Annotated in this window: 26 protein-coding genes and 3 tRNA genes; 12 read left to right on the top strand and 17 right to left on the bottom strand. The window is 69.9% G+C overall.

Annotated elements, in window-relative coordinates; all coding sequences use genetic code 11:
* The first annotated feature begins 46 nt into the window (after nucleotides 1-46).
* On the top strand, nucleotides 47-787 hold the full coding sequence (locus ACH34W_RS34040; protein ID WP_395965252.1) for a hypothetical protein: 741 nt from the start codon (nucleotides 47-49) through the stop codon (nucleotides 785-787).
* Here ACH34W_RS34040 and ACH34W_RS34035 read toward each other — a convergent pair.
* The gene (locus ACH34W_RS34035; protein WP_395965251.1) at nucleotides 705-1871 is read right to left on the bottom strand and encodes a sensor histidine kinase; all 1167 of its coding nucleotides are present in this window, start codon (nucleotides 1869-1871) and stop codon (nucleotides 705-707) included. The two genes, ACH34W_RS34040 and ACH34W_RS34035, sit on opposite strands and share 83 nt — an antisense overlap.
* Nucleotides 1871-2530 (bottom strand): response regulator transcription factor, encoded by a 660-nt coding sequence (locus tag ACH34W_RS34030; protein ID WP_395965250.1) that lies wholly within the window; start codon nucleotides 2528-2530, stop codon nucleotides 1871-1873. Before ACH34W_RS34030 ends, ACH34W_RS34035 begins: the two co-directional genes overlap by 1 nt.
* Nucleotides 2531-2653: 123 nt before the next feature.
* On the opposite strand from ACH34W_RS34030, the gene ACH34W_RS34025 reads away from it, so the two are divergent.
* Nucleotides 2654-3139, top strand: coding sequence for a hypothetical protein (locus ACH34W_RS34025; RefSeq protein WP_395965249.1), 486 nt, complete (start codon nucleotides 2654-2656; stop codon nucleotides 3137-3139).
* Here ACH34W_RS34025 and ACH34W_RS34020 read toward each other — a convergent pair.
* The 3 genes from ACH34W_RS34020 to ACH34W_RS34010 all read right to left on the bottom strand — a co-directional run bounded on the left by ACH34W_RS34020 (nucleotide 3140) and on the right by ACH34W_RS34010 (nucleotide 3404).
* Nucleotides 3140-3226, bottom strand: a tRNA-Tyr gene (locus ACH34W_RS34020). It abuts the gene before it with no gap.
* A gap of 26 nt (nucleotides 3227-3252) precedes the next feature.
* Nucleotides 3253-3325 (bottom strand) — tRNA-Leu (locus ACH34W_RS34015).
* 5 nt (nucleotides 3326-3330) lie between these two features.
* A tRNA-Leu gene (locus ACH34W_RS34010) sits at nucleotides 3331-3404 on the bottom strand.
* 338 nt (nucleotides 3405-3742) lie between these two features.
* Here ACH34W_RS34010 and ACH34W_RS34005 point away from each other — a divergent pair.
* Nucleotides 3743-4180 (top strand): hypothetical protein, encoded by a 438-nt coding sequence (locus tag ACH34W_RS34005; protein WP_395965248.1) that lies wholly within the window; start codon nucleotides 3743-3745, stop codon nucleotides 4178-4180.
* A 40-nt stretch (nucleotides 4181-4220) separates the two neighbouring features.
* Here ACH34W_RS34005 and ACH34W_RS34000 read toward each other — a convergent pair whose 3' ends face one another.
* The 4 genes from ACH34W_RS34000 to ACH34W_RS33985 all read right to left on the bottom strand — a co-directional run bounded on the left by ACH34W_RS34000 (nucleotide 4221) and on the right by ACH34W_RS33985 (nucleotide 8324).
* The gene (locus ACH34W_RS34000; protein WP_395965247.1) at nucleotides 4221-5600 is read right to left on the bottom strand and encodes a protein kinase; all 1380 of its coding nucleotides are present in this window, start codon (nucleotides 5598-5600) and stop codon (nucleotides 4221-4223) included.
* 71 nt (nucleotides 5601-5671) lie between these two features.
* Nucleotides 5672-6760, bottom strand: coding sequence for a PDR/VanB family oxidoreductase (locus tag ACH34W_RS33995; RefSeq protein ID WP_395965246.1), 1089 nt, complete (start codon nucleotides 6758-6760; stop codon nucleotides 5672-5674).
* The gene (locus ACH34W_RS33990; protein WP_395965245.1) at nucleotides 6757-7635 is read right to left on the bottom strand and encodes a metal-dependent hydrolase; all 879 of its coding nucleotides are present in this window, start codon (nucleotides 7633-7635) and stop codon (nucleotides 6757-6759) included. The genes ACH34W_RS33995 and ACH34W_RS33990 overlap by 4 nt, the downstream gene beginning before the upstream one ends.
* A 107-nt stretch (nucleotides 7636-7742) precedes the next feature.
* On the bottom strand, nucleotides 7743-8324 hold the full coding sequence (locus ACH34W_RS33985) for a TetR/AcrR family transcriptional regulator (RefSeq protein ID WP_395965244.1): 582 nt from the start codon (nucleotides 8322-8324) through the stop codon (nucleotides 7743-7745).
* A gap of 80 nt (nucleotides 8325-8404) precedes the next feature.
* On the opposite strand from ACH34W_RS33985, the gene ACH34W_RS33980 reads away from it, so the two are divergent.
* Both ACH34W_RS33980 and ACH34W_RS33975 read left to right on the top strand, forming a co-directional pair.
* Nucleotides 8405-9094 (top strand): enoyl-CoA hydratase-related protein, encoded by a 690-nt coding sequence (locus ACH34W_RS33980; protein ID WP_395965243.1) that lies wholly within the window; start codon nucleotides 8405-8407, stop codon nucleotides 9092-9094.
* A 173-nt stretch (nucleotides 9095-9267) separates the two neighbouring features.
* The gene (locus ACH34W_RS33975) at nucleotides 9268-9690 is read left to right on the top strand and encodes a hypothetical protein (protein ID WP_395965242.1); all 423 of its coding nucleotides are present in this window, start codon (nucleotides 9268-9270) and stop codon (nucleotides 9688-9690) included.
* Between the two features lie 116 nt (nucleotides 9691-9806).
* Here ACH34W_RS33975 and ACH34W_RS33970 read toward each other — a convergent pair whose 3' ends face one another.
* Nucleotides 9807-10487 (bottom strand): hypothetical protein, encoded by a 681-nt coding sequence (locus ACH34W_RS33970; RefSeq protein WP_395965241.1) that lies wholly within the window; start codon nucleotides 10485-10487, stop codon nucleotides 9807-9809.
* Between the two features lie 23 nt (nucleotides 10488-10510).
* Here ACH34W_RS33970 and ACH34W_RS33965 point away from each other — a divergent pair, with 23 nt between their 5' ends.
* From ACH34W_RS33965 to ACH34W_RS33950, 4 genes are read left to right on the top strand one after another with little or no spacing between them, the layout of a single operon-like run.
* Nucleotides 10511-11971 carry an aldehyde dehydrogenase gene (locus ACH34W_RS33965; protein WP_395965240.1) on the top strand — a complete coding sequence of 487 codons (1461 nt, stop codon included), beginning with the start codon at nucleotides 10511-10513 and terminating at the stop codon, nucleotides 11969-11971.
* Nucleotides 11968-12702, top strand: coding sequence for an SDR family oxidoreductase (locus ACH34W_RS33960; protein WP_395965239.1), 735 nt, complete (start codon nucleotides 11968-11970; stop codon nucleotides 12700-12702). Before ACH34W_RS33965 ends, ACH34W_RS33960 begins: the two co-directional genes overlap by 4 nt.
* Nucleotides 12699-13538 carry an NAD(P)-dependent oxidoreductase gene (locus ACH34W_RS33955; protein WP_395965238.1) on the top strand — a complete coding sequence of 280 codons (840 nt, stop codon included), beginning with the start codon at nucleotides 12699-12701 and terminating at the stop codon, nucleotides 13536-13538. Before ACH34W_RS33960 ends, ACH34W_RS33955 begins: the two co-directional genes overlap by 4 nt.
* A complete protein-coding gene (locus tag ACH34W_RS33950; RefSeq protein WP_395965237.1) occupies nucleotides 13531-13947 on the top strand; it encodes a carboxymuconolactone decarboxylase family protein in 417 nt (138 codons plus the stop codon). The genes ACH34W_RS33955 and ACH34W_RS33950 overlap by 8 nt, the downstream gene beginning before the upstream one ends.
* Here the strand turns inward: ACH34W_RS33950 and ACH34W_RS33945 are convergent.
* Nucleotides 13898-14362, bottom strand: a complete 465-nt coding sequence (locus tag ACH34W_RS33945; RefSeq protein WP_395965236.1) for a GNAT family N-acetyltransferase — start codon at nucleotides 14360-14362, stop codon at nucleotides 13898-13900. The genes ACH34W_RS33950 and ACH34W_RS33945 overlap by 50 nt on opposite strands.
* Nucleotides 14363-14462: 100 nt before the next feature.
* On the bottom strand, nucleotides 14463-15047 hold the full coding sequence (locus ACH34W_RS33940; protein WP_395965235.1) for an acetamidase/formamidase family protein: 585 nt from the start codon (nucleotides 15045-15047) through the stop codon (nucleotides 14463-14465).
* Nucleotides 15048-15330: 283 nt separating this feature from the next.
* Between ACH34W_RS33940 and ACH34W_RS33935 the strand changes: the two genes are divergently transcribed.
* Nucleotides 15331-17163, top strand: a complete 1833-nt coding sequence (locus ACH34W_RS33935; protein WP_395965234.1) for a beta-propeller domain-containing protein — start codon at nucleotides 15331-15333, stop codon at nucleotides 17161-17163.
* Nucleotides 17164-17283: 120 nt separating this feature from the next.
* On the opposite strand, the gene ACH34W_RS33930 is transcribed toward ACH34W_RS33935, so the two are convergent.
* From ACH34W_RS33930 to ACH34W_RS33915, 4 genes are all read right to left on the bottom strand, one after another.
* Nucleotides 17284-18399, bottom strand: coding sequence for a D-alanine--D-alanine ligase family protein (locus ACH34W_RS33930; protein ID WP_395965233.1), 1116 nt, complete (start codon nucleotides 18397-18399; stop codon nucleotides 17284-17286).
* A gap of 84 nt (nucleotides 18400-18483) precedes the next feature.
* A complete protein-coding gene (locus ACH34W_RS33925) occupies nucleotides 18484-19905 on the bottom strand; it encodes a trans-sulfuration enzyme family protein (RefSeq protein ID WP_395965232.1) in 1422 nt (473 codons plus the stop codon).
* Nucleotides 19906-19918: 13 nt separating this feature from the next.
* Complete coding sequence (locus tag ACH34W_RS33920) at nucleotides 19919-20908, bottom strand: NAD(P)H-dependent glycerol-3-phosphate dehydrogenase (RefSeq protein ID WP_395965471.1); 990 nt, start codon at nucleotides 20906-20908, stop codon at nucleotides 19919-19921.
* A gap of 17 nt (nucleotides 20909-20925) precedes the next feature.
* A complete protein-coding gene (locus ACH34W_RS33915) occupies nucleotides 20926-21930 on the bottom strand; it encodes a lysophospholipid acyltransferase family protein (RefSeq protein ID WP_395965231.1) in 1005 nt (334 codons plus the stop codon).
* Nucleotides 21931-22012: 82 nt separating this feature from the next.
* Here ACH34W_RS33915 and cofC point away from each other — a divergent pair, with 82 nt between their 5' ends.
* Together cofC and ACH34W_RS33905 are read left to right on the top strand one after the other, a co-directional pair.
* The gene (gene cofC, locus ACH34W_RS33910; protein ID WP_395965230.1) at nucleotides 22013-22699 is read left to right on the top strand and encodes a 2-phospho-L-lactate guanylyltransferase; all 687 of its coding nucleotides are present in this window, start codon (nucleotides 22013-22015) and stop codon (nucleotides 22697-22699) included.
* Nucleotides 22700-22708: 9 nt separating this feature from the next.
* Nucleotides 22709-22918, top strand: coding sequence for a hypothetical protein (locus ACH34W_RS33905; RefSeq protein WP_395965229.1), 210 nt, complete (start codon nucleotides 22709-22711; stop codon nucleotides 22916-22918).
* A 115-nt stretch (nucleotides 22919-23033) separates the two neighbouring features.
* On the opposite strand, the gene ACH34W_RS33900 is transcribed toward ACH34W_RS33905, so the two are convergent.
* Complete coding sequence (locus tag ACH34W_RS33900; protein ID WP_395965228.1) at nucleotides 23034-23312, bottom strand: HU family DNA-binding protein; 279 nt, start codon at nucleotides 23310-23312, stop codon at nucleotides 23034-23036.
* Nucleotides 23313-23320: the final 8 nt, after the last annotated feature.

Raw genomic sequence — 23320 nt, 5'->3', positions numbered from 1 at the left:
TCCGGGCGGGAGGCAGGGCGGAGGCCACGCGGCGAGCCTGGGACCCATGACGATCTTGCCCCACACCGCCGACCGGCGTTTCTGGAACGTCCGGCTGGCGTTCTGTTACGCGCCGATCGTGCTGGGTCTCCCGCTAGGGATGGCCGTTCAGGCGGTCGCCGGCGGCTCGCCGCTGCCGGACAACGAGGACACCGGCGACATGGCCGGCTGGGTGTTCGCCGTGGTCTACGGCGGCTTCACCATCCAGGCGATCACTCTGATGGGGGCGTTCGTGCTGCACGCCCGGGCGCGCTGGCCGCAGGTGTTCCGCATGGCGGCCAGGGATCTCCGGCCGGGGGCGACGCGTTCGGTTCAGGTGTTGTTCGTGAACGGGGCGGCGCTGGTCGCCGCGGTGGTCGGCGTGATGCAGATCGTGTGGGCGTTCAGCGGCGGCGACCTGGGCGGCGACCCGAGGTTCGAGACGGCTGCGCAGAAGACGTTCGTCGCCATCGGCGGGCCGCTGGCCTTCGCGGGCGCGCTGGGTGCCCTGGCCTTGGTCCACCGCCGCGGCTCCGGGCGGATGGTGGGAGCGGTGGCAGCGGCGTGGGTCGGCGCTGGACATCTCTTCTCGTGGGGTCTGTTCAGCGGCGGAACGAACGGTTTCAGCACTCTGGTCCACATGTTCGGCGCGATCGCCGGGATGCTGCTCGCCGTCGCATGCATCCTCACCCTGGTTGAGAACGAGCCGAAACCCCTGCCGCGAGCAGATGGGCGGTCGCTCGACCGGGAACATGCGCCGGGAGGCTGACGGTGACCTCAAGGCCGCCTTCGGGACGGGCGAACGCCGCGTGGGTACCGCCGTGAGCTGCGGCGATGGCGGCGACGATGGAGAGGCCGAGCCCATGCCCGCCAGCCGATCGCCGCCTGCGGAACGGCTCGAAGAGCATCTCGACCTCCTGGGGCACGACGGGGCCGCTGTTGGCGACGCGCAAAGTCACCACCCCCTCCTCGGAACGGACGCTGAGCTCGATCCATCCGTCGGGCGTGTTGTGGCGGACGGCGTTGTCCAGCAGGTTGACGGCCAGCCGTTCGAGCAACGCCGGATCGCCGCGCACATGGGCAGGCCGCAGCCGGGGAACGACCTTCAGATCCCGCGTGTTCGTCCCGACAAGAACGGTCTGCACGGTCTCGGCGAAATCAACGTCCTCGTAGTGCTCGACACCTCGTTCGCTGCGGGCGAGCGTCAAAAGACTGGCGATGAGGCGCTCGTGCCGTTGGGTCGCGGCGCGGATCCGTACCGCCATGGCCGTCAGCGAACGCAGCGACGGCTCCGGATCGGCGAGCGCCACGTCCACGGCAGCGCGCTGGACGGTCAGCGGCGTCCGCAGCTCGTGCGAGGCGTTTGCGACGAACCGCCGCTGCGCCTCGAACGCGGCGGCAAGCCGGGCGAGCATGGCGTCGAACGTGTCGGCCAGCTCCTTGATCTCGTCGCGGGGCCCGCCCAGCTCGATGCGTTCATCCAGATTGTCGGTCGACAACCGGCGCGCGGTCGCGGTGATCTCCCGCAGCGGCCGCAGCGCGTGACCGGCCACCATCCAGCCCAGCACGACCGCGATCACCGACACGATCGCCAGCGCGACGAGCGACTGGGTGAGGAGCTGGTCGAGCGCCTCGTCCCGCTGCCGCGCGAGCGCCTCGTCGAGCACCCGCTGCGGATCTCCCAAGCCCTCCCGCCCGAACGGCGGGCCCGGCAGCCGCCCAAGATCAGGCACACGCGGCCCCGCCGCCTTCAACCTGCTCGCGAACAAGCCGTACGTGATGGCGACGAGCAACGCCCCCACCGCCACGAACAACCCGCCGTAGAGCGCGGTCAACCGCAGCCGGATGCTCATCAGCGGGCGATCCGGTAGCCGACGCCCGGCAGTGTCGCCACAACACCGGGCTCACCGAGCTTCCGGCGCAACCGCATCATCGTGACCCGGACGGTGTTGGTGAACGGATCGGTGTGCTCGTCCCAAACCCGTTCGAGCAGCTGCTCTGAGGTGACGACCGCGCCGTCCGCCCCCAGCAAGACCTCCAGCACACCGAACTCCTTCGCCGTCAGCGGCAACGGCCGCCCACCCCGCGTCGCCACCCGCCGCGCGGTGTCCATCACGAGATCACCGTCGACCAGCACCGGCGGAATCGGAGGCCGCGCCCGCCGGCCCAGCGCCCTGATCCGGGCCACCAGCTCCGCGAAGTCGAACGGTTTGGCCAGATAGTCGTCGGCCCCGATGCTCAACCCCTCGACCCGGTCATCGACCGCGCCGGCGGCAGTGAGCATCAACACCCGGGTCAGCGCCGCACTCTCGATCAGCTCCCGGCACACCTCGTCGCCGTGAACGTCGGGCAGATCCCGGTCGAGCACCACCACGTCGTACTCGTTCACCGCGAGCAACTCCAGTGCCTGAACACCCCCGAACGCCGAATCCACCGCCATCCCCGCCGCGCGCAACCCTTCAAGGAGGATCTCCACCAGATCCGCCTGGTCCTCCACAACCAAAACCCGCATCACGACCTCCGTCAGCCCAAGCATCACGGCCCCGGCATAACTCCTGAATAACGTGAAGCGTGTTACCTCCGTGTTAGCCGCGCCAAAGCACGATTCCGGCAACAGGCCAACGGAAGGACCAAGATGAAACCGCTCATCCTGCTAGCCGGAGCAGCCGTGGCAATCGGAGCCCTGGGCACTGGCGCCGCCGCAGCATCCGCCGCCGACCCATCGCCCGCCCCGGTCCAAGCGCCCGCCGAACCCCCAGCCGTGGTGCACGGCGAGTCGGTCATGAGAGACGCCGACGGCAAGACCCGCGTCTACACGTGGCAGACCGGCACGGTCACCCAGAAATCGGACTCGTCCATCACAGTGCACAGTTCGGACGGCACCACCTGGACCTGGGCCCTCACCTCCGACACCACTATCCGCAAGGAGTCCGTCAAGGTCGGCGACACCGTCATGATCGGCGGCCCGAGAGACGGTGACACCCGTACCGCCACCCACATCACCGACCCGCCGGACTTCGACAAGCTCCGCGACCGCATGAAAGACCTGCGCAAACGAATGGAAGACCTACGCGGAGGCGTGCCGGCCCCGCCAATGGACTTCCCACTCCCCCGGGCGTGATGGTGGGGCGGGTGGGATTCGAACCCACTCAGCGCGAGGCAACCGGGTTACAGCCGGTCCCGACTCTCCGAACTTCGGCGCCGCCCCTGGGGCGAGCTCTTTGGCTCGCGTCGTACCCCCGGCAGGATTCGAACCTGCATCGCACAGCACCTCATGCTGCCGTCTCTACCGTTGGACTACGGGGGCATGCGTGCGGCTCCCGGGATTCGAACCCGGAACGTCCTCGGTCTGAGCGAGGTCCCTCTTGCCGTTGGGGTAGAGCCGCATGGAACGTGCGGCGTCACTCGGCGAAGGTCAGGCGGGATACCGGCCTTGGCGGGCGAGCGACGCCCAGGGCAGTCGATATAGGTACTGCTCCATGGCCGGTCCTCCTCTCATCGTCTCCTTGGACGGCCTGACGATGTCCATGGTGCCAGGAGGCTGACGATCACCGCAACGGATTTATCACAGGGGCGCGACTGCTTGTGATCGAACGGTCTCGGAATGACATACGCAACATTCGGCCGCAATCCGGCGAATCGCTGTAGTGGACTGGTTACGTTGATCACGGCCCCGGTTTCCGGGGTGTTTCCTTGCTTACCAACCTGAATAGAAGGAGTTCGCATGCGTAAGGCAGCGATCGTGGTCACCGCCGCAGCCCTTGCGGTGGGCGTGACGGCTCCGGCCGCCAGCGCCGACCGCAAGCCGGCGACGAAGGGCAAGTGGAGCCTCAACAAGGCGGGCAAGCGCACCATCCAGCCCGCGAGCATCAAGAGCGCGGGTCACTGGCGCGTGGTCAAGAAGACCGCCGTGGTCTCCGGCTATGTCCTGGACGCCAGCAAGGTCGGCTCGGCGAAGGTCGTCTTCTACAAGCTCGACCCGAAGACCAAGAAGCTCGTGGCCATCAAGACCTACAAGGCCGACGGCCGGGTCAAGAAGGGCGCGGTCAAGCCGATCTCGTTCAAGGTGGGCGCGAAGACCCCGGTCTACGCGCAGAAGTTCCTGGTCTTCGACAAGCTCAAGCGGAAGCCGGTCCCCAGCAAGATCGTTCGCGTGAAGTAACACTCTGATGGCGGGCCCCGGCGATCGCCGGGGCCCGTTGTCATGTCGCGGCGGGGGTGGGCAGCTGGGTGCTCGGGTCCTCGTCGGGGAGGGCCGCACCGAACGCGATGAGCAGCCAGAACGCGACCATCAGGTAGCCGAGGGCGAGGCCTGTCGCGGCCAGGCCGAGGCCGCGTTCCTGGGTGCGGCCGATCTGCCGCCAAGCCATGTGTCCCGTGATGATCGCCGGGATGGAGGGCAGACCGCAGGTGATGATGCCGACCAGGCCGAGCACGATCGCGTAGAGGGCCAAGTGGTTGTAGCGCGGCTGCTGGGCGGCGGGTGACGTGGTGTAGGCCTGTTGGTACGTCGGCTGATACGCGTAGCTGGGTTGGGTGGCGGACGCGCGGCGGTACCAGTAGTCGGCTTCGGCGGTCTGCCCCCGCCAGCTCAGCAGGACGCCGAGGTTGTACATGGCTGCGGTGTCGCCCGCTTCGGCGGCCTCACGGTATTGCCGTTCGACCAGGGCAGCGGACTGGTCCGTGCCCACCGCGGGCGGCGGCAAGAGGGGCTGCGGCGGGGGGAACGGCGGTGCGGTGCTGGGGGCTTCGGGTTGTTCCTGGGTGGAACGGGTGGAGGAGCTGGAGACCAGGCGTTCCAGGAGCCGTTGCGCGGTGGGGCGCTTGGCGGGGTCCTTGGTCAGGGCGGCCCGGACGACGTCGAGGACGGTTCCCTGGAGGCCGCGCAGGTCGGGCTCGCCGCTGACGATCTGGTGGATCATCGCCGGGATCGAGTTGCCGGTGAAGCACGTCGTACCGCGGGCGGCGTAGGCGACGGTGGCGCCCCAGGCGAAGACGTCCGAGGCGGCGCTGGCAGGCGTGCCGTTGAGCTGTTCGGGGGCCATGAACGCGGGCGTGCCGACGAGGCCGCCGGTCGCGGTGAGCCTGGTCATGTCGTCCGCGCGGGCGATGCCGAAGTCGATCACGCGCGGGCCGTACGGGGAGAGCAGCACGTTCGCGGGCTTGAGGTCGCGGTGCACCACGCCCGCGTCGTGGATCGCGGTCAGCGCGGAGGCCATGCCGACGGCGAGCGCCTCGAGGTCGGCGCCGCGCAGCGGGCCCTGGCGGTCGACGGCTGCGGCCAGGCTGGAACCGCTGACGTACTCGGTGACCAGGTACGGCGGGTCGGCCTTGGGGTCGGCGTCGAGGACGGGGGCGGTGCAGAACGGCCGCACGCGCTGGGCCGCGGAGACCTCGGACTCGAAGCGCGCCCGGTACTGGGGGTTGGCTGCGTACTCGCGGCGGATCACCTTGATGGCGACCTTGTGGTCGGACTCGTCGACGCCGAGGTAGACGACTCCCATGCCGCCCTCGCCCAGCCGGCTCATCACCCGGTACGGGCCGATGCGCGACGGCAGATCGAGATGGGACGTCTCCGGCACGGTCTTCTCCTCGAGGGCAGGACTGAAATCCTCCCAAGCGTCGCATATCCAGGGCGGACTCGGTGGGGCGATCAAAGGTCCAGCGTGAGATGGCCGCCCTGGGTGCGGGAGACGCAGATGAGCATCGAGTCGTCGCCATGGTCGCTGGCCGCGCGCTGGTCGACAGTGCCGTCGAGGACCCGGACGCGGCACGTGCCGCAGAAACCTTGCCTGCAGGAGTACGCGACGGAGGGCAGCTCGGCCTTGATGGCCTCCAGCGCGGACTGCCCGGCGGGGACACCGATGGTCGTGCCGGTACGGGCGAGTTCGACCGTGAACGGGCGGCCGTCGACGATGGGTGCCGGTGCGAACCGTTCAACGTGCAGGGTGCCGGCGGAGAACGCGGCGCGGACAACGTCGATCATGGGCGCGGGGCCGCAGCAGTAGACGGCGGTGCCGGCGCCGGCGTCGCGGAGGAGGTCCGCGGAGCCGGGCACGCCGTGCTCGTCGTCGGTCCGGATCACGATCCGGCTCGGCGGCAGGCCCGCGAGCTCGTCCAGGAACGGCAGGGTCTCGCGGGAGCGGCCAGTGTAGACAAGTCGCCAATCGGCGCCGGCCCGTTCCGCCGCTTTGACCATCGGCAGGATCGGGGTGATGCCGATGCCTCCGGCCAGGAAGAGATAGGACTCGCTCGCCAGGAACGGGAAGGCGTTGCGAGGACCCTGCACTGTGACCGTACGGCCTTCGATGAGCTCGTCGTGGATCTCGATCGATCCGCCGCCACCGTCGGGCAGCCGCCGCACCGCGATGCGGTAGGAACGCCGGTCGGCAGGGTCTCCGCACAGCGAATACTGCCGCCGCCTGCCCGAGGGAAGGAGCAGGTCGAGGTGGCAACCGGGCTGCCACGTCGGCAGCACACCCCCGTCGGGTGCACCCAGGCGGAGGCTGACCACGTCCGCCGCCTCCTGCCGCGTCTCCCGGACGACCAGGGTGAGGCTGCGATCGACCGGCCGGATGTACGGGATCACCGGGGTACGCAGCGAACGCACCCGTTGGATGCCGTTGAACAGCGCGCTGACCGCCACCCAGAACGGATCACGGGACCGGTGGCCTCGCAGGTCAGGCGGGATCTGGCCGGCGCTCTGGCTCGTCGCCGTCCGCCCGGAGCCCTGGCCCGTCACCGCAGCGCCGCCTGCGCGGCCGGGGACGAGGCGAGATAGGCCAGTGCCTGGCTGGTCGAGCCTTCGTTCAGCGGGCTGTAGGAACGCCTCAGATACCGCATGATCGACGGGACGAGCAGCCGGCCGGGCGGCGTGAGGCCCGCCGGGCCGGTGCGCCGCAGATGGTGCAGGCCGCCCTTGATCCGGCCCCTCACCAGCGGGTCGCGGGCCATCAGGAAGCGATGCCCGCGCTGCCAGAGGGTCAGCAGCATCGTGATCGTCTCGGTCATCGCGCGGACGCGGTTGCCGTACGAGCCGTCCAGGTGCATGTAGAGGTCGTGCGCCACATGCCGGTGCTCGACCTCCTCGGCGCCGTGCCAGCGCAGCAGGTCCATCATCGTCGGGTCGGCGCCCGCCTCGTCCAGCGCCACGGCGTTGAGGACCCAGTCGCCGAGCACGCCGGTGAAGTGCTCGATCGCGGCGATGATGGCGACGCGTTCGAACAACCAGGCCTGCGCGCGTTCGCCGGTCAGGTTCCGGTCGCCGAGGAGCCCGTCGAAGATGAACTCCACCTGACGTACGAACGGGCGCACGTCGAGCCCCTGCTCGGCGAAGTGGTCGAGGACCCCATCATGCGAACCGGCATGCATGGCCTCCTGGCCGATGAAACCGAGCACGTCCTCGCGGAGCCTGTCGTCCTTGACGTACGGGAGGGCCTCCTTGAAGACCTTGACGAACCAGTCCTCGCCCGCGGGCAGCAGAAGATGCAGCACGTTGATGAGGTGCGTGGCGACGGGGTCGCCCGGGATCCAGTGCAACGGGACCCCGGACCAGTCGAACGTGACGTCACGGGCCTGGAGAACGATGTTCTCGGGCTCGCTGAGCTGCGCGGTCATCGCGGCCTCCCCCGGGTGGGCTGGGAAAGCGAAGGGCTTATTGACAATCAGTCCAGGACGTTACATCGACCGATGTCAACGAACAACGGCTCCATCCGTGACCCTGGTCACGCGTCGGGCAACTCCGCCCGCAAGGTCGTGGCAACCAGGTCAGCCGTGATCCGCAGCGCCCGGGTGTCGTGCGCCGTGCGGCTGAGAACGATGGCTCCCTCGAACGCCGCCAGCGCGTAGGTGGCGAGCTCCGCCGCCCGTTCGCGCGGAATCCCCGCCCCCGCCAGACCACGCGCGAAGGCCGCCTCCCACGACGCGAACACCTCGGCGCACGCGTGCCGCAGCGGCTCGCTGGTGCTTGCCACCTCCATCGCCACCGTGGCGATCGGGCACCCGTCGGCCCAGCCGGACTGCTCCAGGGCGTCCACGCTGAGCTGGAAGAAGTCGCGGACGCACTGGACGACGTCCTCGCCCGCGCGCGCGAAGGTCAGCTCGAAGAGCCGCTCGTAGCGTGCGCCGGAGTGAGCGATCGCCTCGGCACCCAGCTGCTCCTTGCCGCCAGGGAAGAAGTGGTAGAGCGACCCCCAGGGCGCCCCGCCCGCCGTCGTGATCTGCTTGAGCCCGGTCCCCGCGTACCCCTGCTCGCGGAAGAGCTGCGCACTCGCCTCCAGCAACCGCTGACGGGTGTCGTTCGCCATGCCGCCAACCCTAGCCCTTGTTCTCACTAGATCGATCTATCTAGTATGACGATCGATCTAGATATTCCAGGAGGTCGGGCATGCCCGTACGGACCGAGGACGGCGACGGCGTCCAGATCATCACCATCGATCGCCCGGAACGGCGGAACGCCGTGGACGGTCCCATGGCGGAGGAGCTGCGCGACGCCTTCGCCGCGTTCGAGAACGAGCCCGGCGCGCGGGCCGCCGTGCTCACCGGCGCGGGCGGCACCTTCTGCGCGGGCAACGATCTGAAGGCGATCGCGGCCGGCGACTTCCCGATCCCGACGGCCGAGGGTCCTCCCCCGATGCAGGTGACGCGCGGCCCTGCCACCAAGCCGATCGTGGCCGCGATCGAGGGCTACTGCTTCGGCGGCGGCTTCGAACTCGCCCTGTGGGCCGACCTCCGGATCGCCTCCACGACGGCCGAGTTCGGGCTGCTCAACCTGGGCAACGGGCTGCCCTGTCTCGACGGGGCCACGGTCCGGCTCCCGCGCATCGTCGGGCACGGGCGGGCGATGGAGCTGATCCTCACCGGCCGCCGCCTCTCCGCCGCCGACGCTTTCACCTACGGGCTGGTCACCCAGGTCGTGGACCCCGGAAACGCGTTGCCGACCGCCCTCACACTCGCTGCCCAGATCGCCGCCACCCCACCGGAGGCCCTCCAGGCGGCCCGCCGCTCGGCGCTGGACCAATGGTCGCTGCACGAGAGCGCCGCCACAGCTCACGAGGCCGAAATCGCACTCACCTGACCAACCCGGGCACAGCCCGACACAGGGACTGTCCTCATCCGGTCAAGGGTTTTGAGCACGCCTGAAAGGGGGCTGTGTTCTCCTCGCCGCTCCGGCTGAAGATCTCATCGGCTTCCCCGTACGAGACGGGGAAGCGTCAGCCGGGGGATCGCTCCCTCGGGGGAGGAGTAACCATGAAGATCGCGAGGATTCCGGCGAGTCTGGCGGCAGGGGCCGCCATCGGCACCGCCGTCCTCACGGGCGCGGGCACCGCGTCCGCCGCCACCACGGCCGCGCCGGCCGAGCGTCCGGCCACCGTCGCCCAGCAGGCCGGGGTCGCGGCCGAGCAGGGCAAGGCGGCAGTGCGGTGCAGCAAGTGGACGACCATCAAGATCAAGGGCGGTTCCCTGAGGTACCGGGAGTGCGCCTTCGGGTTCAAGCGCTGGGTGGTCGGGAACCCCCTGAACGACACCAAGAACAACAATCGGTGCGTCTGGGCCAAGGTCAAGTTCGTCCCCAAGGGACCCACCAAGACCTACAAGGACTGCGGCGGCGCGCCGACCAGGTTCCACACCGGCGTGCACTCGGCGCTGGACGCCAGGGTGACCCTCAGTTAACGACGACTGAGCCCTGCTCCCACCTCTCACAACGGCCCGTTCACCGCATGCGGTGAACGGGCCGTTCCATGTCGCCTGCCTGTGGCCCGTTGCACTGGTGATCGTGCAGCGTTGAACTACTCCGGGATGTGCGGGGTGCCATCGCGCATGGGTGGGAAGCGGTGCCGGGCGGCCGTGGTCCCGCGGGTCATGCGGGTGATGTCGGCCTCTGGGAGCACCTCGGTGTCGTCGTCGATGATGACTTCCCAGCGGCAGTGCGGCACGCGGCCGGCGGGCACGCGCGGCGGCCGGTGCACGGGCCGGATGCGCGCTTTGGGGTTGACGGCCTGTGCGGTGATGTCGAACGTGCCGTCCTCGATGGTGTGGCACATGCCCTTGATGGAACGTTCACCGAACGGTTCGACATCGAGCAGCGCACCGCACGAGCGCAGTTGGAAGAAGCCGTGCGTCTCCGAGATCAGCTCGTACTCGACGTCCATGTAGTGCTGGGCGAACCCGGGGTCGAGTTGCAGCACCTTAAAGATGGCCGAGACGCCGTCGCCCTCGATCTTCATGATCTCGCGGATGCGGTCGGTGTAGATCGGGCTGGCTCCCTTCCACTCCTCGATGGCGATCTCTTCGACCACCTTCTGGCCGTAGCGCAGGCCCACGGCAGTCAGGGCGGAGCGGTCGAGCAGGTGCACGATCAGGGCGTACTCGCGGACCAGGCGGACGAGTGCCTCCTTGGACAGGTCTTCGAACTTGAAGTCTGGATCGAATTCGCCCGAATAGTCCGCATGGGGCTTGCGTTCGCTCATGAGCCGAACTGTAGTCTGGACAGGTGTCCAGAACAACCGATCGCTTGCTCGTGAACGGACGCCTCGTCCCCGGCTCGGGCGGCACGTTCGAGACCCTCAATCCCGCGACCGAAGAGATCCTCGGCGAGGCCGCCGACGCGACCGCCGCCGACATGGAGGAGGCGATCGGCGCCGCCCGGCAGGCCTTCGACTCCTCCGGCTGGGCGACCGACGTCGCGCTGCGCGTCCGCTGCCTGCGGCAGTTGCGCGACGCCCTCCAACGCCACGCAGGCGAACTGCGCGAGCTGACGATCGCCGAAGTGGGCACGCCCCGGTTCCTCACGTTCGGGGCCCAGCTCGACGCCCCGGTGGCCGACCTCGGCTGGTTCGCCGACCTGGCGGAGTCGTACGAGTGGAGCACCGATCTGGGGCGGGCCGAGCCGATGGGCATCCCCAGCCACCGGCGCGTGGTCAAGGAGCCGGTGGGCGTCGTCGGCGCGATCACCCCGTGGAACTTCCCCCATCAGATCAACCTGGCCAAGCTCGGCCCGGCACTCGCCGCCGGCAACACGGTCGTGCTCAAGCCCGCACCCGACACCCCTTGGTGCGCCGCCTTCCTCGGCACACTGATCGCGGAGGAGACCGACATCCCGGCAGGGGTCGTCAACGTCGTCACCTCCTCCGACCACGCGCTCGGCGCGCAGCTCGCAGGCGATCCGCGCGTCGACCTGGTCTCGTTCACCGGCTCCACCGCGACGGGGCGTGCTGTCATGACCACCGCGGCGGAGACGTTGAAAAAGGTCTTCCTTGAGCTCGGCGGCAAGTCGGCGTTCATCGTGCTCGACGACGCCGACCTGCGCGCCGCCTGCTCGTACGCCGCGTTCAGCGTCGCCACTCATGCTGGGCAGGGCTGCGCCATCACCACGCGCTTGTTGGTGCCGCGCGCCGCCTACGACCAGGCTGTGGAGATCACCGCCAAGTCACTGCGGCGGATCGGCGTGGGCGATCCAAAAGACGACAAGACGCTTTGTGGCCCTGTCGTCTCGGCGCGGCAGCGCGAGCGCATCGAGGGCTACCTGGAGCTCGCCATCAAGGAGGGCGGTTCGTTCGCGTGCGGCGGCGGACGTCCTGCGGACCGCGACCGCGGCTTCTGGATCGAGCCGACGCTCATCACCGGTCTCACGAACGACTGCCGCGCCGCCCGCGAGGAGATCTTCGGGCCGGTGCTGGCGATCCTGCCGCACGACGGCGACGACGACGCGGTGCGGATCGCGAACGACTCCCCGTACGGGCTGTCGGGTGCGGTGCACGGCACCGACCTGGACCGGGCGCGCGCCGTCGCCGCGCGCCTGCGCACCGGCACGGTCAGTGTGAACGGCGGTGTCTGGTACGCGGCGGACGTGCCGTTCGGCGGGTACAAGCAGTCGGGCATCGGCCGGGAGATGGGCGTGGCCGGGTTCGAGGAGTACGTGGAGACCAAGGCCATCTCTGAAGGAGTCGCATGAGGTTCGAGGGCAAGGTCGCGATCGTCACGGGCGCGGCGGGCGGCATCGGCGAGGCGTATGCGCGGGCGCTCGCCGCCGAGGGCGCCTCGGTGGTGGTCGCCGACCTGAGCGAACGCGGCCAGGAAGTCGCCGACGACATCAAGGGTCTGTACGTGCGTACGGACGTCTCCGACCCCGAGTCCGTCCAGGGCATGGCAGGCGCCGCCACGGAACGCTTCGGCGGCATCGACTTCCTGGTCAACAACGCCGCCATCTTCGGCACCATGAAGCTGGACTTCCTGTTCACCGTCGACTGGGACTACTACAAGAAGTTCATGGCGGTGAACATGGACGGCGCCCTCCTCTGCGCCCGTGCCTGCCACCCCTCCATGCAGGAACGCGGCGGAGGCGCGATCGTCAACCAGTCGTCCACCGCGGCATGGCAGTACTCCGGCTTCTACGGCCTGGCCAAGGTCGGCGTGAACGGCCTCACCCAGCAGCTCGCGCACGAGCTGGGCAGCATGAACATCCGCGTCAACGCGATCGCGCCCGGCCCCATCGACACCGAGGCCAACCGCACCGTCGTGCCCGGCAACATGTCCCAGAAGATCGTCCGGGACAAGATGGCGCTCAAACGCATGGGCACCCCCGACGACCTCGTCGGCATGTGCCTCTTCCTGCTGTCGTCCGACGCGGCCTGGATCACCGGACAGATCTTCAACGTCGACGGCGGCGAGGTGTTCCGTTCATGATGTACGGATTCATCGGCCTCGGTCAGATGGGCGCCCCGATGGCCGCGCACCTCGCGGACCAGGGGCTCATCGTCTACGACACGCGCACCGAGGCCCTCCGCCCGCTCGTCGACAAGGGCGCGAAGGCGGCGTCCAGCGTCTCCGAGGTCGCCCGTGCCGCCGACGTCGTCTCCGTCATGGTCCGCGACGACGACCAGGTGAACGAGGTCGCGTCGGAGATCCTGGCGTCCGCGCGCCCCGGCACCGTCCTGGCGATCCACTCCACCATCCGCGCCCGTACGGCCGAGGACCTCTCCCACCGCGCCCAGCCGTACGGCATCGAGATCGTCGACGCGCCCGTCACCGGCGGCTTCATGGGCGCGAACGCCGGCACCCTGGCCGTCATGGTCGGCGGGACCGCCGAGGCGTTCGCCCGCTGCAAGGAGCCCTTCGAGTCCTGGGCCGACCTGATCCTCCACATGGGGCCGGTCGGCGCGGGCACCCGCACCAAGCTGGCCCGCAACCTGCTCCACTTCGTGGCCTTCACCGCCGCGGCCGAGGCCCAGCGCCTGGCCGAGGCCTCCGGCGTCTCGCTCCGCAAGCTCGCCCGCGCCGTCCGCCACTCCGACGCCATCACCGGAGGCGCCGGCTCCATCATGCTGCGTTCGACGACGGCGCCCCTGGCGCCCGACGACGAGCTGTACGACATCCTGTGCCACGTCCGGGCCCTGGGCGAGAAGGACCTCACCCTCGCCCTCGAACTCGCGGACGAACTCGCCGTCGACACACCCCTCGCCCGCCTGGCCCTCACCCGCTTCGCCACCGGCCTCGGCCTGGAGGACCCCACCGATGGATGACAGGGATGAACGGCTGAACGACAGGGATGAACGGCGCGCACGCGGCCTGGACATGATGCGCCAGGTGTACGGATGGGAGATCGGCGACGCCCCCGGCGACTTCTTCGGCATCACCGTGGACCATCTCTTCGGCGAGATCTGGACGCGGCCCGGCCTGTCCCTGCGCGACCGCCGGCTGCTCCTCATCGGCATGCTCGCGGGTCAGGGACTCAATGACGTCCTCGACATCCAGATACCCGCCGCCCTCCAGAACGGCGAGCTCTCCCCCGCCGAACTCCGCGAGATCGCCATTTTCCTGACGCACTACATCGGCTGGCCGCTCGGCTCGAAACTCAGCGTCCAGGTGGACGGATTGATCGCTAAGGAGCGAGCCAGGTCAACGCGATCTGATGATCCCGGAACCCCATAGACCGGTACAACGGCGCGGCCTCCGGCGTCGCGTGCAATTCGACCCGGGCCACGTCGTTCTCCTCGAACCATTTGAGGAGTTCCTTCATCACGAGGCGCGCGTATCCCTGCCCCCGGTAAGCGGGATCCGTCACCATGCCCAGCACGCACCCTGCCAGGGCGTTGGCCTGGTACGGAGTGGGCAGCCGGTATTGCACGACCCCGATCCCGCACGCCGCCAGATCGCCGTCGTCCCCGTCCACCACGAAGACGCCGAGCGCCCCTCCGCCCAGCCGCTCTTTCATGTCCATGGCGAATTGATCGCGCCACTCCCACGCGGGTTCCGGGTTGTCCGAATCGGCCAGCCGGTGGAACAACAGCTCACGCAGGCGCGTCAACTCAGGGATGTCATCGACGGTGGCCGGGCGAACAATCATTCAGACACCTTAAGCGACATTCAACGCGCTTCCGCCCGCCAGACAGGCCGCGCGTGAGACAGGCCGCCCGCCAGACAGGCCGCGCGTGCTCGCCTCCCGGTCACCCAGGGTCGGGCATCAACATCGGCCCCGTCACCCTGAACCTCTCCACCCCTTGCCGCGTGAGGTTCACCCTCAGATCGATCCACCCCGGAACGGCCTCCCCGCATTCCCCGAAGTGCAGGTCGCCCACCGACAACTTCGCCCCTCGAACGAGCACCGGCAGCAAGATCCGCGACCCCGCCGCCAGCCGCGCGATCGAGCACCCCCCGATCTCTCTGCCCCGTTCCCCGCTCCGGACGGCCTCACCCGCGATCCGCACGTACTCCGCGTCCATCGGCGTGACCCGCCCGAGCAAGCCGCCGCCGTCCCCCGCCCGGCCCTCCGCCGGCGCGCACCCGATGATCCCCGGGTGCCCGCCCGCCGAATAGACACCGTCGGCGCGCCCGACCGCCATCACGTCCACCACGATCACGTCACCGGGCATGGCGCCCACGACCACGATCGGCCCGCACAACACGGGCTCCCCGTCGAACCTCCGGCCCTCGCACTCCAGCCGCACCGATCCGCCGGTGATCACCTCCGCCACCCCTGGAATCTCCGGGTGCCACCGGTCGTGCCCGGGCACCGCCAGCGAAAGCCCCACGTGAACCACTCCTCACAGAGATCATCGACATGAGTGATCCTGCCGGTCCCCGCGTTTCAGACCCATTTCCGCTCCCTTACGGCCCAGTAAGACAATCCTTGCCTCCACTGGGCCGAAAAAAGTTTGGCTTGGGCGGGAACCTCGGGGTCAGAGTCAGCGTCTAAGTGCAATGCGTGCCCGTGCATATGTTCCCGCGCTGCCCGTGGCGTCCGTGCTGCTGTTGGCCGGTTGCTCGGGGGGTGACGGTTCCGCGAAGAGTACGGCGGCGGTCGATGCGCCGCCCATGCGGTTGGTCGCCTATGACAACTGCGATGAGCTGCTGAACGGACTGCGGACGGCGACGGCCAAGCAGGTGACGCCGTGGGGCCTGGATGGGCCCGCGCTGCTGAAGGTGCCGGACGGGTCATTGCCCGCGCCGGAGGCGGCCGACGGGCGGGCCGGCAAGGGTGTTCAGCAGCCGCAGGAGCATTCCGGGACGAACGTGCACGAGGCGGGAGCGGACGAGCCCGACCTGGTCAAGACGGATGGGCGCCGGATCGTGGTGATCTCGCGCAACAAGCTGCAGGTCATCGATCCGGCCACCCGGAAGGTCGCGCATAAGCTCGACCTGCCGGTGCGGGGGCCGGGGATGTATCCCGGCGGTGGTGACTCGCAGTTGTTGCTGAGCGGCGACCGCGTTCTGGTGATGACGCGCGAGTCCCCCAAGGGGATCGACGTGATGCCGCGGACGGACATGCCCAAGCCGGTGCGGACGCGCTCGCAGACGCGGCTCACGCTGGTCGATCTGGCGGGGACTCCGAAGGTCGTGGGGTCGATGACGTCGGAGACCGAATACGTGGACGCGCGGCAGACCGGATCGGTGGCGCGGATCGTGGTCAAGTCGCGGCCCCGGATCGACTTCCCGGTCGAGCCCCACCAGGGCCAGCCGGAGCAGAAGGCGGTGGAGCGCAACCGGCAGCTGGTGCAGCAGGCCCCGCTCAGCGCGTGGCTGCCGAAGTTCGAGGTACGGAACGGTTCGGACGTCAAGTCCTACACGACGCCGTGCGGCCAGGTCACCCGGCCCGCTTCGTACACGGGCACGACGATGCTCAGCGTGCTGACCGTGGATCTCGGCAAGGGACTCGGCGATCCGGATCCGGCGGGCGTGGTGGCCGACGGGCAGACCGTCTATGGAACGGGCGCGAGTCTCTATGTCACCGGGACACCCCCGCAGTCCGTCACGTGGGGCCGGAGGACGCCGAAGCCGGTCGATCAGCGCACCGACATCCACAAGTTCGACGTACGCGGGCAGGGGCGGCCGAAGTACGTGGCCTCCGGGTCGGTGCAGGGCGACCTGCTCAACCAGTACTCGTTGTCGGAGCACGCGGGTCATCTGCGGGTCGCGACGACGACCATGCCGATGACCGCCCCGGGCTCCCCGGACACCCCAACGGGATCGACGGCGCCACCGCGGTCGGAGAGCACCGTACGGGTGCTCGCGCAGCAGGGGGCCAAGCTCACGACCGTCGGTGAGATCGGCGGGCTCGGCAAGGGCGAACGGATCTACTCGGTACGGTTCATCGGGCCCAAGGGATACGTGGTGACATTCCGCCAGGTCGACCCGCTGTACGTGCTGGATCTGAGCGATCCCACCAAGCCGCGGTCGACCGGCGAGCTCAAGATCACCGGGTATTCCGCCTACCTGCACCCGACCGCCGACGGCAAGCTGCTCGGCGTCGGCCAGGACGCCGACACCAAGGGGCGGACGCTCGGCACGCAGGTGTCGTTGTTCGACGTCGCTGGTGCACCCAAGCGAGTGGACACGTTCCGGCTCCCCCAGTCGAGTTCGGCAACGGAATTCGACTCCCATGCGTTCCTCTATTGGGCGAAGTCCGGCCTCACGGTGATCCCGGTGTCACGCCACACCACGGGTGGCGGCGAGGCGCTGGTCCTCAAGGTCGGCGCCCAGGGCATCGACAAGGCCGGCACGGTACGCCATCCGGACACGGGCTACGAGGTGCCCGTACAGATCCAGCGTTCGCTGGTCGTGGGCGACACGCTATGGACGATCTCGTCCGAGGGTGCCCGCGCGACCAGCGTCACCACGCTCGACGACCAGGGCTGGCTGCGGTTCTGAGGGGATGCCGCAGCCCTGGTGACCGGTTGCGGGACCACGTCTGATCAACGTGATCCCGCAACCGGTCGCCCTCTTTCAGGCAGGGCGCGTTCAGATGAGGCGCGTTCAGGAAACGCGCGTTCAGCGCAGGCCGGTGGAACGCCGGAGCGCCGTCTGGATGAGACGGTCGACCAGCGCCGGGTAGTCCAGGCCGGAGGCGGCCCACATCTGCGGGAACGCCGAGGTCGGGGTGCAGCCGGGCATGGTGTTGATCTCGTTGAGGATCCACCTGCCGTCGGCCGTGTAGAAGAAGTCGACGCGGGCCAGTCCCTCGCAGTCCAGCGCGTCGAACGCCTGGGCGGCGATGCGCTGCGCCTCCTCGACGGCGGCCGGGTCGAGGTCCGGCGGGATGTCCAGGCGCAGCGAGCTGTCGAGGTACTTGGTCTCGAAGTCATAGAAGTCGGCGCCGGAGCCCATTACGACCTCGGCCGGAAGGCTGGCCTCGGGCGGGCCGTCGTCCAGGCCCTGGAGCACGCCCAGCTCGATCTCGCGGCCCACGATGGCCGCCTCGACGATGACCTTGGGATCGTGTTCGCGGGCCGCCTCGATCGCGGCCTCCAGGTCCGGCTCGGCCTCGACCCGGCTGATCCCCATGCTCGACCCGGCTCGGGCGGGCTTGACGAACACGGGCCAGCCCAGCTCCTTGACCTCGTCGATCTTCCGCTTGCGCTCCCGCCGCCACTCGCGGTCGGTGATGATCACGTACGGGCCGATCGGCAGGCCCTGTGCCTGCCAGACGAGCTTCATGAAGCCCTTGTCCATGCCGACCGCGCTGGCCAGCACCCCGGCGCCGACGTAACGCACCCCGGCGATCTCCAACAGTCCCTGGATGGTGCCGTCCTCGCCGTACGGGCCGTGCAGCAAGGGGAGCACCACGTCCACGTCGACCAGTGCCGCCGAGGACGCCTTCAGCGGCTCCACGATCATGAGGCCGCGGCTCTCGGGATCGAACGGCAGGGCCAGCGCGCTGCCCTCGCCCGAGACCTCGGGCAGCCGGCCGTCCTCGATGGCGAGGTGGAGGTCGGCAGGGGGCAGCACCCAGCGCCCGTCGCGGGCGATGCCGACCGGCACCACCTCGTACCGGTCCCGGTCGATGGCGGCCATCACGGCGCCCGCGGTCACGCACGAGATGTTGTGCTCCGAGCTGCGCCCGCCGAACACCACGGCCACGCGGATCTTTGAAGACTCCTGGGACATGATTGCCGACCCTACCGGTGATCAGCACGAATCGGCCACGAGGGGCAGCGGGGCGGCACCCGGAATGCCGCCCCGGCACGGCGGTCAGCGCGGTTTGGCGACGAGCGGAGCCTGTGCGGGCGGCGCGGGCGGCGCGGGGGACGCGGGGGACGCGGGGGACGCGGGGGACGCGGGGGACGCGGGCGGCGCAGGCGCACCGGCGGCGCCCGGCGGCGCGGGCGGGCCGGCGGGTGGGCTCGACGGACCGGGCGGCGTGGGCGGACCGGTGGGGCGCAGGACCCGGCTGATGGTGTCGAGGGCCTCGGTCACGTCGCGGACGAGGTCGTCGGCGTCCTCCAGGCCGATGGAGAAGCGAACCGCGGCCGGGTCGACGCCCGCAGCGGCCAGCCCCGCTTCGTCGAGCCGATGGTGCGTGGTCGAGGCGACGTGGGCCACCGTGGTGTGCGTACCGCCGAGGGACGTCGCGACCATGGGCAGCCTCAGCGCGTCGACCAAGGCCAGCCCGGCCTCGCGCCCGCCGCGCGGGGCGACGGTGACGATCGCGCCGAAGCGCGTCCCCTCAGGGCCGCGGGTGAACAACTTCCGGGCCGATTGATGCCCGGGGTGGCCGGGCAGGCCCGGATACTCCACCGCGCGGACGCCCGGGTGCCCGGCAACGGCGGCGGCGAAGAGGTTGGCGGTGTCGCACTGGCGCCGTACGCGGACAGGCAGGGTCTCCAGGCCGCGGCGCAGCAGGAACGCCTCGTCCGGCGCCAGCACGGAGCCGGTCTCGACCCGGGCGCGGCGTACCGCCTCCAGCAGCTTGGGCCGGCCGATCACCGCACCCCCGGTGGCGTCGCCGTGCCCGCCGATGAACGTGGAGGCCGAGTGCACGACCAGGTCGGCGCCGTACTCCAGCGGGCGGCACACGACCGGCGTCGTGAGGGTGGAGTCGACCGCGAACAGCGCGTCGCCCTCATGCGCGATCTCCGCCAGCAACGGCAGCGGAGGCACGCCCAGACCGGCCTCGCTGAGCGTCTCGGCCCATACCAGCCGGGTGGTGGGACGCATCGCGGCCAGCACCGCGTCCGCATCCGACATGTCGACGAACGTCGTGTCGACACCGAACCGGTTGAGCGTGCCGGTCAGCAGGTCGCGCACCCCGGCGTACACCGATGAGGGCGCGACCACGTGGGCGCCGGTGCGGGCGAACGCGAGGAAGACCGCGGTGACGGCGGCCATGCCGGAGCCGAACGCCTGGCCCTCGACGGGTTCGCCGCTGAGCCCGGCGCCCTCCAGCGAGGCCAGGCCGGAGGCGAACGCGTCGGCGGTCGGGTTGGCCACGCAGCCGTGGTGGTGGCCGGCGGTGCCGCCGCTCACCAGGTCGGCGTGCTCCGCCGCTCCCGCGAAGGCGAACGCGCTGGTCCGCCAGACGGGGAGGCCCACCGGAGACTGCTGCGGAACGGGCGGCGACGGCAGATGGACGGCACGGGTGTTCTCACCCTGCCTGCGGGTGTCTCTACGCATCGCTCACAGCATGTCACACCCCGTAGCGCTCCGGCTTGGGAGACCGCGAGATGAGCGAAAGACCCGCCTCCTTGATCGGCATGCCGTGGTAGAGCACGCCGGCCACCGACTCGGTGATCGGCATCTCCACGTTGTGCTTGCGGGCCAGCTCCAGCACCGCCTCGCAGGACTTCACGCCCTCGGCCGTCTGCTTGGTGACCGCGATGACCTGTTCCAGGGTCATGCCGCGCCCGAGGTTCTCGCCGAACGTGCGGTTGCGCGACAGCGGCGACATGCAGGTGCCGACCAGGTCGCCCATCCCGGCGAGCCCCGCGAACGTGTGCTCGTCGGCGCCGAGGGCCGCACCGAGCCGGGTGATCTCGGCGAGGCCGCGGGTGATCAGCAGGGCCTGGGTGCTGTCGCCGAAGCCGAGCCCGACCGACATGCCCACGCACAGCGCGACGACGTTCTTGACCGCACCGCCCAGCTCGCAGCCGATCACGTCGGTGGAGGTGTAGGTACGGAAGTAGGGGGTCATCGTGGCGGCCTGCAGCCGCTGCGCGTTGCCCTCGTCGACGCATCCGGCGACGGCGGCGCCCGGCTGCCCGGTGGCGATCTCGCGAGCCAGGTTGGGGCCGCAGAACACCGCCACCCGCTCCTCGGGCACGTCGGCGACCTCCTGGATGACCTCCGACATCCGGCGGCACGTGCCGAGCTCGATGCCCTTCATCAGGCTCACCATGACCGCCTCGGGCGGCAGGTCGGGGACCCACTGGGAGAGGTTCTCGCGGAGCGTCTGGGCGGGCACGGCGAGCGCCACGAACTCCGCCCCGGCCAGCGCCTCGGCCGGGTCGAGGGTGGCCCGGAGACCCTCGGGCAGCTCGATCCCGGGCAGGTAGTCGGGGTTCTCGTGGCGTTCGTTGACCGAGTCCACGATGTCGGCGCGGCGCCCCCACAAGGTCACCTCGCAGCCCGCGTCGCGGAGCAGCTTGGCGACGACCGTGCCCCAGGAGCCGGCGCCCATCACGGCCGTACGAACACTCACGAGGTCGCCCCGCTCTCCGTGCCATCGTTCTGCCGGCCCTCGTGGGAGCCGAGCCCTTCGCCGAGCTCCTCGCCCGGCGCCTGGACGGCCTGCCCGGCCCGCGCCTTCGCGTCGGCCTCGGCCTTCGCGTCGGCGTCGGCCTTCGCAGTGTCCGCTTCGACCTTCGCGGCGTCGGCCTCGGCCTTCGCGTCGGCGTCGGCCTTGGCCAGGAGCTTGCGGCGCTCCTCCTGGGCCTTGTGGTGGTCGTACAACTCCTTGGGCGCTTCCTGCTCTCGGAGCTCGCCGAGGAGGTCGGCGATCGCGCGCATGATCTCGTCGGTGGCCTCGCGCAGCACGGTCCGGGTGAGCGGCTCGCCCTCGAACCTCGACAGGTCCAGCGGCGGCCCGGCGATCACCTTCATGGTCTTGCGCGGGAACGGGTGGAACCCCTTCTTGAGCCTGCCACGCAAGCCGCCGTGTTCCGCCCCCATGGCTTCGCCCCGCCGCCCCCGGGGTTCCCCCTTCTTGTAAGGGAGGAGCTCGTGGGCGCCCCAGCTGGCCACCGGCACGACCTTGGCGCCCGTCTTGAGGGCCATCCGCGCCACCCCGGTCTGGCCGGTCATCGGCCACAGCTCGGGATCGCGGGTGCAGCTGCCTTCGGGGTAGAACATCAGGCATTCGCCGTCCCGGAGGGCCTGCTCGGCGTCCCGTAGGGCGAGTGCGGCGTCGGAACTGTCGCGGTAGACCGGGATCTGGCCGGTCCCGCGCAGCACGGCCCTGAGGACCTTCACATCGAACAACGTCGACTTGGCCAGATAGACCGGGTAGCGGCCGGACTCGTAGACGAAATGGGCGAGGGCGAGCGGGTCGGACTCCGAGATGTGGTTGGCGGCGATGATCAGGCCGCCGTCCCGGGGCACGTTCCGTTGGCCACGCCAGTCCCGCTTGAGCAGCCCGTAGAGCAGCGGTCGCAGGATGACGATCGTGAGCTTCCGCCATGCCGGCGAATACTCATGGCTCATGCCCGTCCCTCCTAGGTCAATCCTCTGAGAACGAGGGGTGTCCTCAAGTGTCGCGGTTGCGTGCGCATAGTGTCGAGTTGCCATGTCTACAGCAGAGTCCAGTGCGCCTCGACTTCAGTGGTCGCTCATCGTGCCGGTGAAGGTCCTGGCCCGCGCCAAAACCCGCCTGTCCGCAGCCGCAGGCCCGCACCGGGAGGCCCTCGCGCTCGCCGTCGCGGCCGACACCGTGGCCGCCGCGCTGCGTTGCGACCGCGTACAGAGTGTGATTGTCGTCACCGACGATCCCGTCCCGGCCGCCGAGCTGGCCGCCCTGGGCGCCACGGTGGTGCCCGACGAACCCGACGCCGGACTGAATCCGGCCTTGGTCCACGGGGCGCAGCGTTCCCGCGCGATCGCGCCTCACACGGGCGTGGGGGCGATTTCCGCGGATCTGCCCGCTCTGCGTCCCGGCGAGCTGGCCCGGGTGCTGGACGCCGCCGCCCAGGTCCCCGCCGCGTTCGTACCGGATGCGGCGGGGGTCGGCACCACGCTCTACGCCGCCCGCCCGGGCGTGCCGTTCTCCCCTTCCTTCGGCGGCGACTCCCGTGCCGCCCACCGCGCACGGGGGGCCGGTGAGCTGCTGCTGGACGACATCGACAGCGTGCGCCGCGATGTGGACACCCTCGACGACCTCAAGATCGCCTTGAAGCTCGGCGCCGGCCCCCGGACCACCGCGGTGGCCGCGCGGCTGCCCGTTCTCGGCGACTCCATGCGGACTGCCCCGGGATAGGGTGCTCGCATGCAGGGCACCGTGCGCACCTACGACGCCGGCACGCGCTCGGGCAGCGTGCTCCTCGACGACGGCACCGAGCTGCCCTTCGAGGCCGCCGCCTTCGACGCGGGGGGTCTGCGGATGCTCCGCTTTGGCCAGCGCGTCAACCTGGCCCTCGACGACACCCACCGGGTGTCGGTGATCACCCTCTCCACCTTCCCGCTCCCCGGGCGCTGATCGTCACCCGTCCCGCTCCACTGCGCTGATCTTCTCGGCGCTGATCACTGCCGGGCCCGGAGAACGCGGCAGCGCCCGGCCGTTTGGTTAACGGCTCGGGCGCTGCGGGTGCGTCTTACTGCTTGCCCGCCACCAGGTTCTTGAAATCGGAGCCCGCCTTGAATTTGGGCACGGACGTCGCGGGAACCTCGATGGTCTTGCCTGTTGCGGGGTTGCGGGCCGTGCGGGCAGGCCGGTCGGCCTTCTCGAACGAACCGAATCCGGTGATCGCAACCTTGTCGCCCTTGGCGACGGCGGTCTGGATCGCCTCCAGAATCGCGTCGACGGCCTCGGCTGCGGCCTTCTTGCTGCCCAGCCGGTCAGAGATGGCGTCGACCAGCTCACGCTTGTTCATGGGTTACT

Origin of the sequence: Actinomadura sp. 6N118 (assembly GCF_044326415.1) — a bacterium.
Classification (GTDB): Bacteria; Actinomycetota; Actinomycetes; order Streptosporangiales; family Streptosporangiaceae; genus Spirillospora.
The sequence above is the reverse complement of the archived record's forward strand: the minus strand, read 5'-3'. Positions and strand labels throughout refer to the sequence as shown.

Bases quoted from the DNA above. Each gene is read 5' to 3' on its own strand.
- ACH34W_RS34040 (WP_395965252.1), top strand. From the start codon at position 47: ATGACGATCTTGCCCCACACCGCCGACCGGCGTTTCTGGAACGTCCGG.
- ACH34W_RS34035 (WP_395965251.1), bottom strand. From the start codon at position 1,871: ATGAGCATCCGGCTGCGGTTGACCGCGCTCTACGGCGGGTTGTTCGTG.
- ACH34W_RS34030 (WP_395965250.1), bottom strand. From the start codon at position 2,530: ATGCGGGTTTTGGTTGTGGAGGACCAGGCGGATCTGGTGGAGATCCTC.
- ACH34W_RS34025 (WP_395965249.1), top strand. From the start codon at position 2,654: ATGAAACCGCTCATCCTGCTAGCCGGAGCAGCCGTGGCAATCGGAGCC.
- ACH34W_RS34005 (WP_395965248.1), top strand. From the start codon at position 3,743: ATGCGTAAGGCAGCGATCGTGGTCACCGCCGCAGCCCTTGCGGTGGGC.
- ACH34W_RS33990 (WP_395965245.1), bottom strand. From the start codon at position 7,635: ATGACCGCGCAGCTCAGCGAGCCCGAGAACATCGTTCTCCAGGCCCGT.
- ACH34W_RS33985 (WP_395965244.1), bottom strand. From the start codon at position 8,324: ATGGCGAACGACACCCGTCAGCGGTTGCTGGAGGCGAGTGCGCAGCTC.
- ACH34W_RS33980 (WP_395965243.1), top strand. From the start codon at position 8,405: ATGCCCGTACGGACCGAGGACGGCGACGGCGTCCAGATCATCACCATC.
- ACH34W_RS33975 (WP_395965242.1), top strand. From the start codon at position 9,268: ATGAAGATCGCGAGGATTCCGGCGAGTCTGGCGGCAGGGGCCGCCATC.
- ACH34W_RS33970 (WP_395965241.1), bottom strand. From the start codon at position 10,487: ATGAGCGAACGCAAGCCCCATGCGGACTATTCGGGCGAATTCGATCCA.
- ACH34W_RS33960 (WP_395965239.1), top strand. From the start codon at position 11,968: ATGAGGTTCGAGGGCAAGGTCGCGATCGTCACGGGCGCGGCGGGCGGC.
- ACH34W_RS33955 (WP_395965238.1), top strand. From the start codon at position 12,699: ATGATGTACGGATTCATCGGCCTCGGTCAGATGGGCGCCCCGATGGCC.
- ACH34W_RS33950 (WP_395965237.1), top strand. From the start codon at position 13,531: ATGGATGACAGGGATGAACGGCTGAACGACAGGGATGAACGGCGCGCA.
- ACH34W_RS33945 (WP_395965236.1), bottom strand. From the start codon at position 14,362: ATGATTGTTCGCCCGGCCACCGTCGATGACATCCCTGAGTTGACGCGC.
- ACH34W_RS33935 (WP_395965234.1), top strand. From the start codon at position 15,331: ATGCGGTTGGTCGCCTATGACAACTGCGATGAGCTGCTGAACGGACTG.
- ACH34W_RS33930 (WP_395965233.1), bottom strand. From the start codon at position 18,399: ATGTCCCAGGAGTCTTCAAAGATCCGCGTGGCCGTGGTGTTCGGCGGG.
- ACH34W_RS33925 (WP_395965232.1), bottom strand. From the start codon at position 19,905: ATGCGTAGAGACACCCGCAGGCAGGGTGAGAACACCCGTGCCGTCCAT.
- ACH34W_RS33920 (WP_395965471.1), bottom strand. From the start codon at position 20,908: ATGGGCGCCGGCTCCTGGGGCACGGTCGTCGCCAAGCTGCTCCGCGAC.
- ACH34W_RS33915 (WP_395965231.1), bottom strand. From the start codon at position 21,930: ATGAGCCATGAGTATTCGCCGGCATGGCGGAAGCTCACGATCGTCATC.
- cofC (WP_395965230.1), top strand. From the start codon at position 22,013: ATGTCTACAGCAGAGTCCAGTGCGCCTCGACTTCAGTGGTCGCTCATC.
- ACH34W_RS33905 (WP_395965229.1), top strand. From the start codon at position 22,709: ATGCAGGGCACCGTGCGCACCTACGACGCCGGCACGCGCTCGGGCAGC.
- ACH34W_RS33900 (WP_395965228.1), bottom strand. From the start codon at position 23,312: ATGAACAAGCGTGAGCTGGTCGACGCCATCTCTGACCGGCTGGGCAGC.